At 65.3% G+C, this 16,929-nt stretch carries 12 protein-coding genes and 1 CRISPR repeat array; of the genes, 7 read left to right on the forward strand and 5 right to left on the reverse strand.

The window, feature by feature from the left end; translation table 11 throughout:
* Positions 1 to 6: 6 nt before the first annotated feature.
* Both csy2 and csy1 read right to left on the reverse strand, forming a co-directional pair.
* The gene (gene csy2 / locus QSJ95_RS01820) at positions 7 to 978 is read right to left on the reverse strand and encodes a type I-F CRISPR-associated protein Csy2 (RefSeq protein ID WP_285639495.1); all 972 of its coding nucleotides are present in this window, start codon (positions 976 to 978) and stop codon (positions 7 to 9) included.
* Positions 965 to 2,254: a type I-F CRISPR-associated protein Csy1 gene (gene csy1 / locus QSJ95_RS01825; protein WP_285639497.1), complete on the reverse strand. Its 1,290-nt coding sequence runs from the start codon at positions 2,252 to 2,254 to the stop codon at positions 965 to 967. The genes csy2 and csy1 overlap by 14 nt, the downstream gene beginning before the upstream one ends.
* Before the next feature lie 179 nt (positions 2,255 to 2,433).
* Between csy1 and QSJ95_RS01830 the strand changes: the two genes are divergently transcribed.
* The gene (locus tag QSJ95_RS01830) at positions 2,434 to 3,540 is read left to right on the forward strand and encodes a Fic family protein (protein WP_285639499.1); all 1,107 of its coding nucleotides are present in this window, start codon (positions 2,434 to 2,436) and stop codon (positions 3,538 to 3,540) included.
* A gap of 139 nt (positions 3,541 to 3,679) precedes the next feature.
* Here QSJ95_RS01830 and cas3f read toward each other — a convergent pair whose 3' ends face one another.
* Positions 3,680 to 6,910, reverse strand: a complete 3,231-nt coding sequence (gene cas3f / locus QSJ95_RS01835; RefSeq protein WP_285639501.1) for a type I-F CRISPR-associated helicase Cas3f — start codon at positions 6,908 to 6,910, stop codon at positions 3,680 to 3,682.
* Between the two features lie 384 nt (positions 6,911 to 7,294).
* Positions 7,295 to 7,563: a CRISPR direct-repeat array (repeat unit 29 nt; unit sequence ATTTCTTAGCTGCCTACACGGCAGTGAAG).
* Between the two features lie 214 nt (positions 7,564 to 7,777).
* On the opposite strand from cas3f, the gene QSJ95_RS01840 reads away from it, so the two are divergent.
* The 5 genes from QSJ95_RS01840 (at position 7,778) to siaD (ending at position 12,395) form a co-directional block, all read left to right on the forward strand.
* A complete protein-coding gene (locus QSJ95_RS01840) occupies positions 7,778 to 8,428 on the forward strand; it encodes an HAD family hydrolase (RefSeq protein WP_058073062.1) in 651 nt (216 codons plus the stop codon).
* Positions 8,429 to 8,640: 212 nt separating this feature from the next.
* On the forward strand, positions 8,641 to 10,635 hold the full coding sequence (gene siaA / locus QSJ95_RS01845; protein WP_043269881.1) for a biofilm regulation protein phosphatase SiaA: 1,995 nt from the start codon (positions 8,641 to 8,643) through the stop codon (positions 10,633 to 10,635).
* A gap of 9 nt (positions 10,636 to 10,644) precedes the next feature.
* Complete coding sequence (gene siaB, locus QSJ95_RS01850; RefSeq protein WP_009614787.1) at positions 10,645 to 11,187, forward strand: biofilm regulation protein kinase SiaB; 543 nt, start codon at positions 10,645 to 10,647, stop codon at positions 11,185 to 11,187.
* Between the two features lie 25 nt (positions 11,188 to 11,212).
* Positions 11,213 to 11,593, forward strand: a complete 381-nt coding sequence (gene siaC / locus QSJ95_RS01855) for a biofilm regulation phosphoprotein SiaC (protein WP_009614788.1) — start codon at positions 11,213 to 11,215, stop codon at positions 11,591 to 11,593.
* 4 nt (positions 11,594 to 11,597) lie between these two features.
* Complete coding sequence (siaD, locus tag QSJ95_RS01860) at positions 11,598 to 12,395, forward strand: biofilm regulation diguanylate cyclase SiaD (RefSeq protein ID WP_009614789.1); 798 nt, start codon at positions 11,598 to 11,600, stop codon at positions 12,393 to 12,395.
* 343 nt (positions 12,396 to 12,738) lie between these two features.
* Here the strand turns inward: siaD and gbdR are convergent, their stop codons facing one another.
* Positions 12,739 to 13,842 (reverse strand): choline metabolism transcriptional regulator GbdR, encoded by a 1,104-nt coding sequence (gbdR, locus tag QSJ95_RS01865; RefSeq protein ID WP_009614790.1) that lies wholly within the window; start codon positions 13,840 to 13,842, stop codon positions 12,739 to 12,741.
* Positions 13,843 to 14,206: 364 nt separating this feature from the next.
* Entirely contained in the window at positions 14,207 to 15,583 is a 1,377-nt protein-coding gene (locus tag QSJ95_RS01870) for an L-serine ammonia-lyase (RefSeq protein WP_285639513.1), read from the reverse strand.
* Between the two features lie 382 nt (positions 15,584 to 15,965).
* On the opposite strand from QSJ95_RS01870, the gene QSJ95_RS01875 reads away from it, so the two are divergent.
* Positions 15,966 to 16,841: a choline ABC transporter substrate-binding protein gene (locus QSJ95_RS01875; protein WP_502945257.1), complete on the forward strand. Its 876-nt coding sequence runs from the start codon at positions 15,966 to 15,968 to the stop codon at positions 16,839 to 16,841.
* Positions 16,842 to 16,929 lie beyond the last annotated feature (88 nt).

A 16,929-nucleotide genomic window follows, 5' to 3' on the forward strand; every position in this document is an offset into this window, starting at 1 on the left:
ATTTCCTTATGCGGTGGCTTCGCGGGCATAGTGAGGCGTGGTGCAGCGGTACAGCCCGGCCCGGGCATCGGCCTGGTGGTACCAGAGCAAATGGCGCAGGTCGGCGACCCGCTGCGGGCTCAGCCACTCGCCAAGGGTGAAGAGGGTTTCGACGAAGCGCAGTGGAACGCTCCGGTCACGTGCATTGAGCACTTCCCCCGGCGCGTAGGTTTCCGACAGGGCGCCATAGCCCGCTGGAATCGGCACCAGCCAGCCGGCCGGCCGCCTGGACTGCCATTGGGCGGGGTGGCCAGCCTCATGGTGGGGCGGGGGCTCGATGTTGAGGCGCGACAGGTCGAGCAGCGCATCCAGTTCGTTTGCCTGGGGATCGCCTTGGCGTAGGTCTTCCAGGTGCTCTTGCAGCAGACCTTCACGGCTGACCAGGGCGAAACAGGGTAGCAGGCGATGCGCCAGGCGCCGGTAGCGACGGCGCTGTTCGTCCGCATTGCCGGAAAGCAGCTCGAGCGACGGCTCCAGATAACCGCTCGTGGGCCGGGTGGCGGGCAGGATGCTGCCGCCGGCCAGGCGCATGGCATAGGCCTCATGGAGGAGCCGATGGGCGAGGCTGGCCAGGGAATGATCGTCGAGAGCATTGCCGCTGGCGCCGACCAGCAGGCTGACCTCCAGATGGGCGCGGCCTTCCTCGACGATAGCCGCCGTGCTGCCGTCCTTGTTCAGCGGGTTGCGCGTCAGGTTGAAGACCCTGGTGCGCTTGCCGGCCGGCTGCGAGACCTGTGGCTCGAAGCGATGGCAGATGATGCCGACGCCGTCCAGTTGGAGGTCCAACTCGTTGGCCACGCGGCGATGCAGGGCGTGCACGAAACCGGTAAAGGCACTGGGAGCGGGGAAGCCCCAGGTCAGCGGGCTGGAGATGGCGTTGGCGTTCTGCACCCGTAGATGTGGGAGCAGAAGCAGGGCCTCGGGTTCAGCTGGGGTCATATTCGAGCTCCTCCCTGAGCAGTTGCAGTTCCTTGTGCAGGTCATGGGTCCATTGCCTGGCTTCGTCTTCGCCCAGCCGGTGTTCATGACCGCCAAGGGCCTGGTTCAGCCAGTTGGCGAAGCGCTGGCCGACTTGCTGGGGCCAATCCAGGCGAACTCGCTGGGCGGAGAATATTTCGTCTTGCCGTCCGCGCAATGGATCGAGCCAGAGACGCTCGGCGTCGTGCAGCCGGCAGTCCTGCCGGGCGCTCCAGCCCGAAGGCTCGCGCACTTGGGCTGCGTAGTGCAGGAGCCGATCGCAGATGTCGCCCAGCAGGCGTTCACGCTTGCGGCGTATCGCCAGGTTGTTGTGGCTAGTGTGTGCCAGGAAATCGCGTAGCTCGCGGACGCGGCGGCGCAACGTCCCATCATAGCGAGCCAGGAATGGGAACACCGAGTCGGTGTCCAGCGGCAGGCGCACTTCCGGGCTCTCCCATTGTGGCGGCAGGGATGCCAGCAGCCAGTTCTCGCCGTGGCGTTCGCTGTTCAACTGGCTGATGTTCTGCGGCTTGGTACCACCGAAGTTCTGGATGGCCAGGTTCGGGTACTCGCGGTAGCCGTGGGGCCAGCCCTCGCCTTTGGCGCGTGCCTCGCGGGCTGCCCGGGCTGCCTCGCCGAAACGGTCGGCACGCAGTGTCTGTTGCACCTTGTGCGCCAGGCTGGTGGGAAACAGCGGGGCGAGCAGGTGGTAATCGCTCCCCGCGAGCGGGAAATACAGCTGCTTGGCCAGAGTGTGGGAGGCCGTTTTGCCCTTGCTTCGGGTGATGCTCACGAATGCATCGCGCCATTCCCTGGCAAGACTGCTTTCCTCGGAAAGCGCTGCGAGTACCTGCGGTTCGTCGTCCAGCAGGCGTTGCAACAGACTGCGGCCTTCCAACTCGAGGTTGAGGAACTTGAACACGTCCAGCGCGGCGGCGTTGCCCACTACGTCATGAGCCAGCTCGCCCTTCAGGCTGTGGGTACCGACAAGCCCAGGGGGCTTGGGTGACTCGGGCATGACGTAGAGGTTGCTGCCGCGGGCATCCGGGTGGATGGGTTTGAGGGTATGGCTGGCCATCTGGATCTGGCCGACCCGCCGTGCGGCATCGGCCAACCAGGCTTCGCGGCGATGCCCCTCGATCAGCGCCTGGCGCTTGCCTTCATCGTCGGGCCTGAGCTTGTCCAGCTTGGCTTGCAGGCGTTCGTCGATAAAGGACTGGATGGCCTGGCGCAGGGCCAGAGCGTTTGCTTGGAGCATCACGACCTCCTGGCGTTAGTCGATTACCTATTGTAGGTGTCTATGTGCTTTACTCCGAACGACTACCGTGAAGGTAGCTTAGAAATATTGAAAGTGGCTATGGACAGCTTTTTACTGCCGTACAGGCAGCACGAAGGGAGACTTGAATCCCAGGAGCGGGATTCTGAACAGGAGCGCACATGACTTTGCCCATACCCCTGCTACCCGTTGCGGCGGAACTGGAAACCCGTACCGTCCTGAAGAAGCTGGCGCGTGCCCACCAGGCCCTGGCGGAACTCAAGGGGGTGGTCGACAGCGTGCCCAACCAGCACATCCTGATCGATACGCTGGCGCTCCAGGAGGCCAAGGACAGTTCGGCCATCGAAAACATCATCACCACCCACGATGATTTGTACCGCAGCGATAGTGTCGCGCGGCAGTTCGTCAGCCTGGCGGCGAAGGAAGTGCACAACTATGCGACAGCGCTGAAGAATGGCTTCGCGCAGGTCCTGCGGACGGGGCTGCTGACCTTGCCTGACATCCTCTCGATCCAGGCATGCATCGAGGAGAACGACGCGGGTTTTCGCAGGCTCCCCGGCACCGCGCTAAAGAACCAGCAGACCGGAGAGGTCGTCTATACGCCACCCCAGCATCCGGACGAAATTCTGGCGCTGATGGGCAATCTCGAGCGCTTCATCAACGAAGAGGGGCTCTGCGACTGGGACCCGCTGACACGCATGGCGGTGATTCACCACCAGTTCGAAAGCATCCATCCGTTCTATGATGGCAATGGCCGGACAGGGCGTATCGTCAACGTGCTGTATCTGGTTCGGCAGGGGTTGTTGGGGAGCCCGGTGCTGTACTTGTCCCGCTATATCAATCAGCACAAGGCGGACTATTACCGTCTGCTGCAGGATGTGCGCGATAGCGGTGTCTGGGAGCCGTGGCTGCTGTTCATGCTTGATGCTGTCGAGCAGACGGCGCATCAGACCACCACCCTCGTCTATGCCATCAAGAATCTGATGCAGCAGTGCAAGGAACGGCTCCGCAGCGAATTGCCCAAGGTGTATAGCCAGGACCTGGTGAACAACATGTTCCGCCACCCCTACACCAAGATCGAGTTCGTTCAGAACGAGTTGCAAGTGAGCCGTCAGACGGCGGCGCGCTATCTGGATGAACTGGTGGGTATCGGCATGCTCAGCAAGCATCGCATCGGCAAGGAGAACTTCTACCTCAACGACGCGTTGTTCCAATTGCTGCTCAATGCGGGGCACGCCGACGTGTCGACGGAACAGCGCCTTTCTTGACGCGTTCTCTGCTCGTGTTAAGGAAACCGATGTTTGCTTAACACGTTCTCTCCACGTGTTAAGGAAAACGCCATTTGCTTAACACGTTCCCTCGACGTGTTAAGGAAACCGGCATCTGCTCGACACGTCTTTCCCCTCTTCAGAGCCTGCGTTTGAAACCCAAGGCCGATTGGTAGCTCCAGCCTTGGGTCGATTCGCGAAGCTGCACCCTGGCGAAGCGCATCGCGCAATCACGCAGCCCCATGTCGCTGCGTCTGGCCAGTGCTTCGAGTTCGTCGAGATAGTCGGCGGTCGCCCAGAGGCTGATGTTTTCGGCCTGAAGAGGGAGCGGCAGTAGCTCGCACAGAGTGCCGCAAGCGGTCCATTGGCCTTCTTCGTAGTGGTGGAGGCGCAGCCTGGTGTCGTCGTCTTCATCGGGCAGCAGGGCGTAGCTGTCCCCTTGGTTACCTGCCCGGAAGGGCTGGTCGCTCTGCAGGATGCCGGACAGCGAAGCCGGTGATTGCCACCAGAGTTGGGTGTTCAGCTCTATCGCTGCATTGCCGCCGTGCAGCAGAGCACGTAGCCGGGCGTGCTCCAGGTCGGCCAGGTGCATGCGAGGGCGCAAGGGCTGTGGCTCGACGATGCGCGCCGTGGCGTCGATCACCGCCAGTTGCTCGGCCGGTAGCAGGTCATGCAGGTCGTGACTGTCGAGGGGGAAGTCCTTGCTTTCGAAACCCGGCTGGCGATAGGCGGGGTGGCGCCCCTCCAGGCTCCACAGGTTCTGCGCCAGCAGGTACAGGTTGGGGCTGGCGCAGGCGCCCGGGCGATGGCGCCGGATGCGGCCGGCGAGCTGGATGATCGAACGCATGGAGGAGGGCTCGGCGATGGCCCAGTCGTAATCGTGATCGCGTCCCACCTCCGCTACTGGCGAGGCGAGCACCACGAACAGATGGTCGTCCTGCGGGTGCTCCGCCAGCGCGCGGCGCACGCTTTCCATGGCGAACAGCCGTGGCGCGTCCCCGTCACCGCGCTTGAGCAGTTCGTCGAGTTCGTGCTCGATGGCCGAGCGCATCAGCAGCGGGTGATGGGAGTGGTAGATGCACAGGTGCAGTTGGCAGCCCGGTGGCGCGACTCCAGCCAGCAGCGCGCGGGCCAGGTCGATCAGCGGCTCGATGTGCGCCAGGCGCAGCAGGCCGAAGCTGACGCGTTTGCCCTCGTGCGCCGTGTGGTGCTGGCGATGCAACTCGCCCATCCAGGCCGGCAGTTGCCGTGCCAGTTCCGTGCAGATGCCCTCGCGCGTCCGGGTTTCGGGGCTCAGGCTGCGAATCTCGGCGCGACGGCGGACCTCGCTTTGCCGCAAACGCTGTGCGCGCTGTTCGACGAAGGCTGCATGGGCTGCAGCGAACGGCTCCAGCGTGGTGCAGTCACGTTCCGTGCAGCCGTATTCGTCGAACCAGGCGCAGACCACGTTCGCCGGGGCTCCCGGGTGCTCGCCGCGATGGCGCTGGAAGACCTGGCGGCCATTGCGATAGGCCTCGAACAGCCCTTCCACCAAGGCCGGCGGCAAGGTGGCCGAGGACAGCAGTACCCGGCTGCCGAGCAGGCCTGCCCAGTGCACCAGGCGGGTAAGGGCGGGCAGGTCGTCGATGTCGAAGTCGTCCGGTTCGTCGAGGACCAGGTCGGAAGTCATCAGGCGCAGCATGGGGGCTATCTGGCGGCCGCCGCGCAGGCTTTCGGTGGCCGGCACCAGGTGGTCGATGGTGCAGACCAGCAGCGGTGCATCGAGTAGCTTGCCGGCGGCCGGGTTACCCGCGAGCCAGTCTTTCAGGGGCCCGCTTTCGAGGCTGCCTTCGTAGCTCACGTGGCTGTTGTCCGGCAGCAGCGGCTCGGCAGACTCGCTACCCCGTGCGTCCAGGTCCTGTCGAGTCAGTTCGAACAGCTCCCGGATGGCGCCACCGCCCACGAGAACGGCGAGGTCGTCGTCGCCCAGGTCGAGTCGCTGGCGGTAGGCTTGCCCGGTCTGCAGCGTCAGGGTGCGCAGGCCGAGGGCAATGGTGGCGCGCATGCCGCGCCCGGGGTTGGCCAGGGCGTAGAGGATGCGCCCGTTGGCGAGGGTCTTGCCGCAGCCGGTGGAGGCCATGTTGATGCCGAAGAAGCCCTGCCGGCTGGTCCGTTCGGCGAGGGCGCCGGCCATGTCGAAGGCCTTGTCCTGCCAGCGGAAGCGCTCTTCCGTGGCGCGGCGCTGGAAGCCCTTGTGGCGTGCCAGGCGGGGCAACTGCCGTTCGAGTCGTGGCAGCAGGCCCAGCAACTGCCGTGCGCCCCGGGCGACACCGATCAGATGTTCGTCCAGGTGTTGCTTGAGCGATCCGCTGGCGCCGTCGGTATTGGCGAACAATGGGAAGCCCTTGTCGCCCAGTGGGCTGGCCGGGCGGCTCGAGTAGTGATGGTCGGCGAGCATCAGGGCCAGACGGGAAAGATGCATGACATAGGGATCGCCGAGAAAGCCGGCGCCGCGCTGGACGAAGCCGTTGCGCTCCAGCATCGACCTGGCGCAGGCAGCCGCCTTGCGCCGCCAGGCACCACTGGCGAAGGGCAGGCCGTGGGAGAAACGCCAGCAGCTCTGCTTTTCCCTGGCCGTGGCATCTCCACGCGGGCCGCACCATTCCGGCTTGATGGCGCCGGGCAGGCGCGCCAGTGTAGCGGGGCCCCGGTGCGGGCCCAGGGGCAGACGGTGGTGGGTGAGAATCAGCCAACCCAGCGCCCGGGCCAGGGGCGGCATGCCGTTTTCATGCAGGGGGTTGCCCGGCGTTTCCAGGCCATCGCAGCGCAGGCTTGCCAACCAGGGTGTTTGCGCCTGCTCCTCGGCCTCGGCCAGGTTCTGCAGCCAGACCCGGTCGTCCGTGGCCTGGCCGACGAAGGCTTCGAACAGCCTCAGGGATACCCACTCATGGCGGTAGGCATCGGCCAGCGGTTTGCGGCTCTTCAGTTTTGCCTGGAAGGCGTCGCTGGCCTTGCCGATATCGTGGAACAGGGCCGCCATCTGCGCGAGCAGGCGGATGTCCTCGGCGCTGTGCCAATCGTTCTCGTCTTCCCGGCGCAGGACATCGAGGCTGGTCGTGTCCGTGGGGACGGCGCCCTGGGCGTTGAAGCGGCTGGCGTTGCCGACGATCCAGAGCAGTTCGCTATGATCCTGTCCGCGAATCCAGTGGCAGGCCACGGCAGTGTTGCGCCGTGCGCTCTTCTTCAGCAGGCGGCGCAGGGTGTCCAGGCCGGCCTGGGTAATCGCCGTCTGCCAGGTGCGGTCGCCGCGCCGCTCGGCGAACTGGTCGAGGATGCGCCTGCTCTCGGCCAGCGCGCGTTTATCGCATTGCGCGATCAGCAGTACGTTCACCGACTGCCTTCTCCCAGCGTATCGGCCACGGCCTTGAGCGTGTCGATCATGAAGTCGAGGGACTCGGTGCGCGTGAGGCTTTCGATGCAACTCTGGCGGAAGTCCTGCTCCGTATCGCCACGCGTGGCCGAGACGAAGGCCCTTGACCAATACTCGGCAGTGCTGGAGGTAGTACAGGTTGGCGCGCTTGGAATGGAGAATGGTCTTCAGGTCGGAAGGGGCGAACTCGTCCATGGTCGCGGGTGCCGAAGCGGGATAATTGCTCGATGCTACTGCTGCATGCGGGGGAAGGGAATGATGGAGGTTTGCTTGACTGCCTGGCACAGGAAGAACTGCCTAATACGGCAGTGAAGAACTTCTTCGTCGCCATCGACAAGCGCGTGCTTTTCTTAGCTGCCTATACGGCAGTGAAGCAGCTGTCGGCGATGAACTTCGCTTCGATGCTTTTCTTAGCTGCCTATACGGCAGTGAAGGTGGCCACCGGCACTGCGACTGCCTCGGACTGTTTCTTAGCTGCCTATACGGCAGTGAAGGGGCCGCGCGTCACCGCCGACGTCATCCGGGATTTCTTAGCTGCCTACACGGCAGTGAAGATCGGCTGCACCCATCGCCGGCCACCGGTCCATTTCTTAGCTGCCTACACGGCAGTGAAGGAGAGATGTTACTCCTCAACCCCCTGACTTCCCACGAGAAAGCACCCTATCCACACGCATAACCCTTTTCCCAGGGGCCTCTCCAAGCCATTGATTTTCATGGGACTCGCAAGAGGCTCCAGAAAAAGGGTAGGAAGTCATTGCATGGGCGTTTGGTCGGTACGGAGGCCAGTTGTATGCTTCCGGTTCGATTCTTCCTGCCGCAGCTTCGTCCATGCACTACCAGAACATCCTCTTCGACCTCGACGGCACCCTTACCGACCCGCGCGAGGGCATCACCCGTTCGATCCAGTACGCCCTGGCGCAGCTGGGCATCGACGAGCCGGACCTGCGCCGGCTCGAGCACTTCATCGGTCCGCCGCTGCTGCAGTGCTTCATGAGCACCTATGGCTTCGACGAGGCGCGGGCCTGGGAGGCGGTGAACCATTACCGGGTGCGCTTCAAGGACACCGGGTTGTACGAGAACCGGGTGTTCGATGGCGTCGGCGAGTTGCTGGCGCTGCTTGGCGGCCAGGGCCGCACGCTGTTCATCGCCACCAGCAAGCCCACCGTGTTCGCCGCCGAGATCGCCCGGCATTTCGACTTCGCCCGGCACTTCAAGGTGATCTACGGCAGCGAGCTGGACGGCAGCCGCACCAACAAGGTGGAGCTGATCGAGCACCTGCTGCGCCTCGAAGGCCTGGACCCGGCGCAGACGCTGATGATCGGCGACCGCAAGCACGACCTGATCGGCGCGCACCGCAACGGCCTGAGCGCCGCCGGCGTCGGCTATGGCTTCGGCAGCCGCGAGGAGCTGCTGGCCGAAAGCCCGGCGCACTACTTCGCCAACCTGGGCGAACTGCACGCAGCCTTCGCCGCCGGCTGAGGCGCAAGACCCCGGGAGGGCCGCCTCCCCGTGCTGCAACGGGGCGCCGTGGCGGCGGGGGAAATCGCGTCTAGAATGAGTCAGTCGGATGACGTCAAAAATATGGCAAATAGCCATTAATTTGCATTGCCTGGGGAAAGGCTCGCCTGCACAATTGCGCTTTCGCCAAAAGAACGACACTGACTCGGCGAACGGGATTTCTGGGGACAGCCATGGCGGCACGATGGGGATTGCGCGGCAAATCGGTGGTAGCGCTGTTACTGGCCTGCGTTCTGGCGTTGGTTCCCGCGGTGCTGCTCGGCTGGAAGGCGATGGAGGACATCCGTACGCACTTCGGCCTGGCCTATGCGAAGAACTTCACCCTGCTCAACCAGCAAAAGATCCTCGCCCCGGTGATCCGCGAGCTGTCGCTGTCGCGGCGCCTGGCCGAATCGGTGGTGACCCAGGACTGGCTGCTGGACGAGAGCAGTTCTGAGCGGCGCACGCGCTTCTTCCGTGAGGCCGACGGTTACCGCGGCGACCAGGGCGAGTATTCCTACTTCGTCATCGTCGACTCCTCGCTGCACTACTACTTCAACGACTCCACCTCGCCGCTGTCCAACGCCCCGCGCTACACCCTCAGCCGCGACGACCCGCAGGACGCCTGGTACTTCGCGACCATGGCCAGCGACAGCCCCTACAACATCAACGTCAACTACGACGCCAAGCTGCGCGCCACCAAGGTCTGGTTCAACGTCCAGGTCATCGCCGGCAACCACAAGGTCGGCCTGGCCGGCGGCGGGCTGGACCTGACCGCCTTCCTCGACCAGTTCATCTCGCGCCGCGAGCCCGGGGTGACGCCGATGATCGTCGACGCCGACGGCGCCATCCAGGCGCACCCGGACCGCAAGCTGATCGCCCTGAGTTCCGGCGCCGGCACCGCCGGGAACGATGGCCACCGGGTCTTCGACCTGCTGGCCAGCGACGAGGAACGCAAGGGCCTGCGCCAGGTGCTGGACGACGCCCAGGCGCACCCGGGCGAGGTGCGCACCTTCTGGGCCACCCTCGACGGCAAGCGGCAGCTGCTGGCCACCGCGTACATTCCCGAGCTGCGCTGGCACGTGCTCAGCGCCGTCGACCTGCATGCCGCGCAGGTGCTCGACAGCCGCTGGATCTGGCCGCTGGCGGGCACCCTGCTGGGCCTGCTGGCGCTGCTGCTGATCGGCTTCGCCTACACCGTCGAGCTGCTGCTGCTCAAGCCGCTGCGCGGCCTGCGCCAGTCGGCCAAGGCGATCGCCGCCGGGCAGTACGACAACCCGCTGCCCAAGTCCCGCGGCGACGAGATCGGCGAGCTGTCCGACGCCTTCGCCAGCATGGCCAACCAGGTCCGCCGGCACACCGAGGACCTGGAGGACAAGGTGCGCCAGCGCACCCAGGCCCTGGAGCAGGCCAACCGCGAGATGGCCGCGGCGCAGAAGAAGATCGGCGACTCCATCGACTACGCCAGCCTGATCCAGCGCGCCATCCTGCCCGACCGCCAGCTGCAGTCGTCTCTCGGCCAGCACCATTTCGTGCTGTGGAAGCCGCGCGACGTGGTCGGCGGCGACTTCTACATCTACCGCGAAGGCAGCGAGGACAGCCTGATCGGCGTGGTCGACTGCGCCGGCCACGGCGTGCCCGGCGCGCTCATGACCATGCTGGCGCTGGCCGCCATCGACCACGCCATCGACAGCGTGCAGAGCCACGACCCTGCGTCGATCCTGCGCGAGACCGACCAGGTGATGCGCGGCATGATCGGCCAGGAGCGGGTGACCCAGGCCCTGGCCACCAACATGGATGCCGGCTTCGTGCGCATCGACCACGGCCGCCGGCTGCTGCACTTCTCCGGGGCGAAGATCTCGTTGTTCGCCAGCAATGGTGACGAGGTTCGCGAATACAAGGGCGGCCGTCGCGCCATCGGCGACAAGCGCCAGGGAGAGTACGAGAATATCCAGCTGCCGCTGGAGCCGGGCTGGACCTTCTACCTGTGCACCGACGGCTTCCTCGACCAGGCCGGCGGCGAGCACGGCTTCGGTTTCGGCAACAGCCGCTTCGCCGAACTGCTGCGCCGTCATTCACGTCTGCCATTGGCCGAGCAGGCGCGGGTGTTTGCCGCTACCCTGGCGGACTATCAGGGCGAACGGCCGCAACGCGACGACATCACCATCCTGTCCTTCCGATTCGAGTAGGAGTACGCCATGGAGACACTAGACCTGTTGGCCATGCGTGAAAGCTACACCCGACAACGCATCCTGCTGTGCTTCAACGGCCCGATCTCGCGCAGCCTGATCGAGGAGATCGGCCACGCCCTGCGCAACTACATGCAGGCCGAGCAGGCGCACCCCAGCGAGGCCATGGACGTCTTCGCGGTCTACATCGAGATGACCCAGAACATCCGCCACTACGCCACCCAGCGCGGCTACGGCGACCAGGACGCTTCGGCCACCGTGGCCATCGCCCGCGACGACGACGGCCACTACGTGGTGTCCGCCGGCAACCTGGTGGAGCTGGCGGACGGCCGCGAGCTGGTGCGCAACATCGAGGCCATCGCCGGGCTCGACAAGGCCCAGCTCAAGGCGGCCTACAAGGAGCAGCTGCGCCGCCCGCGCGATTCCGGGGTCAGCAGCGGCGCCGGCCTGGGCCTGCTGGACATCGCCCGCAAGTCCAGCATGCCCTTGCAGACCTCCCTTACCGAACAACCCGATGGGCGCGCGTTCTTCAGTCTGCGCGCCGTGATCTGACCACGCGTTTCAGGAATACAAAGGTATGAGTGACCTTCACATCAGCGGCACCCAGTCCACCCCGTCGATCCACGGTGACTGGGAAGCCGGCGTCCTGGCCATGCAGGGCGACTCCTATCCCGAGAACTCCTACGAACTCTTCGGCCAGGTGATCGAATGGGTGGAACGCTTCCTCGCCGGGGAGCAGCGCCCGCTGGCACTGGACCTGCGTCTGCTATACCTCAATACCAGTTCGATCAAGGCGATGATGGATATCTTCGACCTGCTCGAGGAAGCCCACCGCAACGGTCGACAGACCCAGGTGAGCTGGCACTACGACCGCCGCAACGAGCGCGTCGCCGAACTGGCCGAGGAATTCCGCGAAGACTGTAGCTTCCCGTTCGTCATACAGCCCTACGACGAGTGATGCCATGAACAGCGAACGCGAGCTGGACCTGTTGATCGAGGAGCTGCTGGCCGACCCGCAGTATTTCGACCATCCGCTGCGCGAGGCGCTGTTCCTCAAGCACCAGCAGTCCCTCGACCAGCTCGCGCGCCTGGAGCGCATCGCGCGGATTTCCGACGGTTTCCAGTCGATGGCGCGGGCGCAGAACTCGACGCTGTCCGAGCGCTACCACAAGCAGTTGCGCCAGCTGGAGAAGGTCGCGCGCATCTCCGACCGCTACCAGAACATGATGCGCGACCTCAACGTGGCGCTGCGCGAGGCCTCCACCCACGACCCGCTGACCGGCATCGGCAACCGCCGCCTGCTGATGGAGCGCCTGCGCGAGGAAAGCGAGCGCGCCCAGCGCAGCGGCAAGCCCTACGTGCTGGTGATCCTCGACATCGACCACTTCAAGCAGGTCAACGACACCTGGGGCCACGAGGTGGGCGACCGCGTGCTGGTGGAGATCGGCTGCACCATGCAGGCCGCGCTGCGCCAGTACGACCTGTGCGGGCGCTGGGGCGGCGAGGAGTTCCTCCTGCTGCTGCCGGAAACCGCCATGGCCGACGCCGACCAGGTGATCGACCGGGTACGCCAGGACATCCGCTCGCTGGCCGTGCGCGTGGGCACCGAGGCGCTGTCGGTGACCGCCAGCTTCGGCGTGGCCGAATACCGCCTGGGCGAGAGCTACTCGCAGACGCTCAGCCGGGCCGATGCGGCGCTGCTGGAGGCCAAGCGCAGCGGGCGGGACAAGTGCGTGGCGAGTGCTGTGACGAGTGGTTGAGATTCCCGGCGGTTCCCTCTGCTGGGGCGGCTGTTCGTAGGAGCGAGGGGGGCGCCCAGTTCTTGCTCGCGAACGGTGCTTGCCGGTCGCATGGGTGTCTCAGGTTACCTCCGCACCCTCTCCCCAGCCCTCTCCCTGAAGGGAGAGGGGGCTAGTCCGTGCCGAGAGAAGGCATGGCTTCGTCCTGATACCTGCGGAGTTGTCGGCTAACGCCAGAACAACCGTTTCTGCCCAACGGTCCCCTCTCCCTTCAGGGAGAGGGTTAGGGAGAGGGGCGGAGCCAATCCCAGGCACCAAAGCGATAGGCGAACACCCATCGCAATCACCCCACCGCAAAAAAACCTCAAACCCTCACACTGGCAAAGGTCGACTCCCCCTGCGCCTGGCTCAGCGCCGAGATCGCCGAGGAGTGCGGCATCAGCGCCAGGTCCTGGGGTATCGGCATGACCATCACCGGCTGGCCTATCGGCTGGCCCTGGCGTTCGTCGCGTGGCGGGATGCCGAAGTATTCGCGGTAGCACTTGGAGAAGTGCGGGGTGGAGACGAAGCCGCACACCGAGGCCACCTCGATGATCGACATCGAGGTCTGCTTGAGCAACTGGCGCGCGCGGATCAGGCGCAGCTTCAGGTAGTAGCGCGACGGCGAGCAGTGCAGGTACTTCTGGAACAGCCGCTCCAGCTGGCGCCGCGAGACGTTGACGTAGACCGCCAGTTCGTCGAGGTCGATGGGCTCTTCCAGGTTGGCTTCCATCAGCGCGACTATTTCCTGCAGCTTCGGCTGGTTGGTGCCGAGCATGTGCTTGAGCGGCACGCGCTGGTGGTCCTGCTCGTTGCGGATGCGCTCGTAGATGAACATCTCGGAGATCGCCGCCGACAGCTCGCGGCCGTGCTCGCGGCCGATCAGGTGCAGCATCATGTCCATCGGCGCGGTGCCGCCGGAGGAGGTGTAGCGGTTGCGGTCGATGGAGAACAGGCGGGTGCTCATGGCCACCCGCGGGAAGGCCTCCTGCATCGCTGCCAGGCATTCCCAGTGCACGCTGCAGTCGTAGCCGTCGAGCAGGCCGGCGCGGGCCAGCGCCCAGCTGCCGGTGCACACCGCGCCGAGGCGGCGGCCCAGGCGCGCCTGGGTCTGCAGGAAGCTCACGTGCTCGCGGGTGACGCTGCGCTGGATGCCCACGCCGCCGACCACGATCAGCGAATCCATCGGCGGGGCGCCGTCGGTGCTGGCGTCGGGGGTGATCTGCAGGCCGTCGCTGGCCCATACCTGGCGGCCGTCGAGGGTGAGGGTGTGCCAGCGGTACAGCTCCCTGCCGGAGAGCTGGTTGGCCATGCGCAGCGGTTCCACCGCGGAGGCCAGGGAGATCAGGGTGAAGTTGTCCAGCAGCAGGAAGCCGATGGACTGCGGAGCTCGGTTTTGCGGGGGAACTCCGGGGTTGAAAGCATTCATGATGCTCGATCTCCTCACGCTAGTCACGGTTGCCCCTGAGGGGCTTTCTTATGCTTGTTTTCTGCCTGGGTGACCCGCAGGTCACCGTCGCTTCCAAGAGCAAGGCAAATGCCGTGCCTATATTGATTGGGCGTTCAATAAAAAAAGAAAAGCGCCTGGGAACGGCGCTTTTGGGAGCTTGGATGCGACCCCAGACATGTCGCAAACGCCTATGGGGCGTGGCCTCTGGGGCATTTGGTAGCACTCGGCCCGTGGCTGCCGAGTGCCAGCATTTTCCGAAAGTAACGCTTGTCAGACCTGTCCGATAACGACGCGACGCTGCGCCAAAAGGTGGCGCCGGGCGCGCGGAGTGAGCAAAAGAGGGTCAGCACTCGATGATGCTGACGGCCAGGCCGCCGCGGGAGGTTTCCTTGTACTTGTCGTGCATGTCGGCGCCGGTGTCGCGCATGGTGCGGATGGCCTGGTCGAGGCTGATGAAGTGCTGGCCGTCGCCACGCAGGGCCATCTGCGCGGCGTTGATGGCCTTCACCGCGGCGATGGCGTTGCGCTCGATGCAGGGCACCTGGACCAGGCCGCCGACCGGGTCGCAGGTCAGGCCGAGGTTGTGCTCCAGGCCGATCTCGGCGGCGTTCTCGACCTGCTCGGGGCTGGCGCCGAGGACTTCGGCCAGGCCGGCGGCGGCCATGGCGCAGGCCGAGCCGACTTCGCCCTGGCAGCCGACTTCGGCGCCGGAGATGGAAGCGTTCTTCTTGCACAGGATGCCCACCGCCGCGGCGGCGAGGAAGAAGTCCACCACGTCCTGCTCGCTGGCATCGGGATTGAAGCGCATGTAGTAGTGCAGCACCGCCGGAACGATGCCGGCCGCGCCGTTGGTGGGCGCGGTGACCATGCGCCCGCCGGCGGCGTTTTCCTCGTTGACTGCCAGGGCGTAGAGGTTCACCCATTCCATGGCGCTGAGGGTGGAGCCGATGACGTTGGGCTTGCCGATCTCCAGCAGGTTGCGGTGCAGGCGGGCGGCGCGGCGCTGCACGTTGAGGCCGCCGGGGAGGATGCCCTCGGCCTTGAGGCCGTTGTTCACGCAGTCCTGCATGGCGCGCCAGATGCGCATCAGGCCGTCGCGGGTGTCGGTGTCGCTGCGCCACATGCGCTCATTGGCCAGCATCAGCTGGGACACGCGCAGGTTGTGGCGGCGGCACAGCTGCAGCAGCTCGGCGGCGCTGTTGAAGTCGTAGGGCAGGCGGGTGGCGTCCTGGTCGAGGGAGCCGGTGGCGGCCTGCTCGGCATCGACGACGAAGCCGCCGCCGATGGAGTAATAGGTGTCGGCGTACAGCTCATTCCCGTTTTCGTAGGCGACCAGGCTCATGGCGTTGGGGTGGTAGGGCAGGTTCTCCTCCAGCAGGCGCATGTCGCGCACCCAGTCGAAGGCAATGCGCCGCTCGCCGGCCAGCAGCAGTTCGCCGCTGCCGAGCAGGTCGGCCATGCGCGGGGCGATCTGGCTGGGATCGATGCGGTCGGGCCACTCGCCCATCAGGCCCATGATCACGGCGCGGTCGGTGCCGTGGCCGACGCCGGTGGCGGAGAGCGAACCGTAGAGCTTCACTTCGACGCGGCTGACGCGGGGCAGCAACTGGCGCTCGCGCAGGGCGCCGACGAACAGGGCGGCGGCGCGCATGGGGCCGACGGTATGCGAGCTGGAAGGGCCGATACCGATCTTGAACAGGTCGAACACACTGATAGCCATGCCGGCCTCCGCAGGAACTGGGCGTGATGCGGAGCGCCCGCGGGCACTCCTGATGCGGGGCATCATCGGCCCTCGGCCGGCGGGGCCGGCGTCCGGCACCGACTTGGCCTTATCCAAAAGCGCCGCGGCGTGCGACACGGGAAGAATCGTGCCAGGCGATGTCGTTAATGCGACAAATAGTTATGAATTTGAGACTTGGTCGATAGACAACATCAATCAGTCGACAGCCCCATATTTCGGGGTGTTTCATGATGAACGGTCGACGAACGGCTAGGGTTTCGCCTTCGGACCTGCGCTTGACCCCTCCCCGTAATTGCTAGAGGCTGACCTCATGAAGTGTTTTCTGTTGTCGCTGTTGGCGTTACCCGTTCTTTGCTCAGGCCTGGCCCAGGCCGCCGAACCACAGTCCTGCTCGCTGGTCCGTTTCGCCGATGTCGGCTGGACCGACATCACCGTCACCACCGCCGTCACCCGCCTGGTGCTCAGTGAACAGGGCTACCGCACCAAGGTCGAGCGTCTCTCCGTCCCCGATACCTACAAGGCCCTGGCCGAGAAGCGCATCGACGTCTTCCTCGGCAACTGGATGCCGAGCATGGCCGCGGACATCAAGCCCTACGCCGACAACGGCCAGGTGCAGACGGTGCGCGCCAACCTGGAGGGCGCCAAGTACACCCTCGCCGTTCCCCAGTACGCCTACGATGCGGGCCTGAAGAGCTTCGCCGACATCGCGAAGTTCAAGGAACAGCTGGGCGGCAAGATCTACGGCATCGAGCCGGGCAACGACGGCAACCAATTGATCCGCAAGATGATCGCCGAGAAGGCCTTCGGCCTGGGCGACTTCCAACTGGTGGAGTCCAGCGAGGCCGACATGCTCGCCTCGGTGCGCCGCGCCGGCGCCCTCAAGCAGCCGATCGTGTTCCTCGGCTGGGAACCGCACCCGATGAACACCCGCCTGCAGATGCGCTACCTGGAAGGCGGCGATGCCTATTTCGGCCCGAACTACGGCGGCGCCACCGTCTACACCAACGTCAGGGCCGGCTATCTTGATGAATGCCCGAACGTCGCGCAGCTGCTGCGCAACCTGAAATTCGACCTGGCCATGGAGAACCGCCTGATGGACGCGGTGCTCAATGAACGGAGCAATCCGCGCCAGGCCGCCAAGGACTGGTTGCAGGCCAACCCGCAGGTGCGCGATGCCTGGCTCAAGGGCGTGCAGCCGCGCGCCCAGGCCCAGCCCAAGGCCGTCGCCCAGCAGTGAGGGCGACGTCTCCGGGCTGCCGGAACAGGGCCGTGGAACTGGATGCGACACCCCTGGTGCTGATTGCGACTTCGCCTGCACTGGTTGC

Origin of the sequence: Pseudomonas sp. NBRC 100443, assembly GCF_030268185.1 — a bacterium.
Classification (GTDB): domain Bacteria; phylum Pseudomonadota; class Gammaproteobacteria; order Pseudomonadales; family Pseudomonadaceae; genus Pseudomonas; species Pseudomonas citronellolis.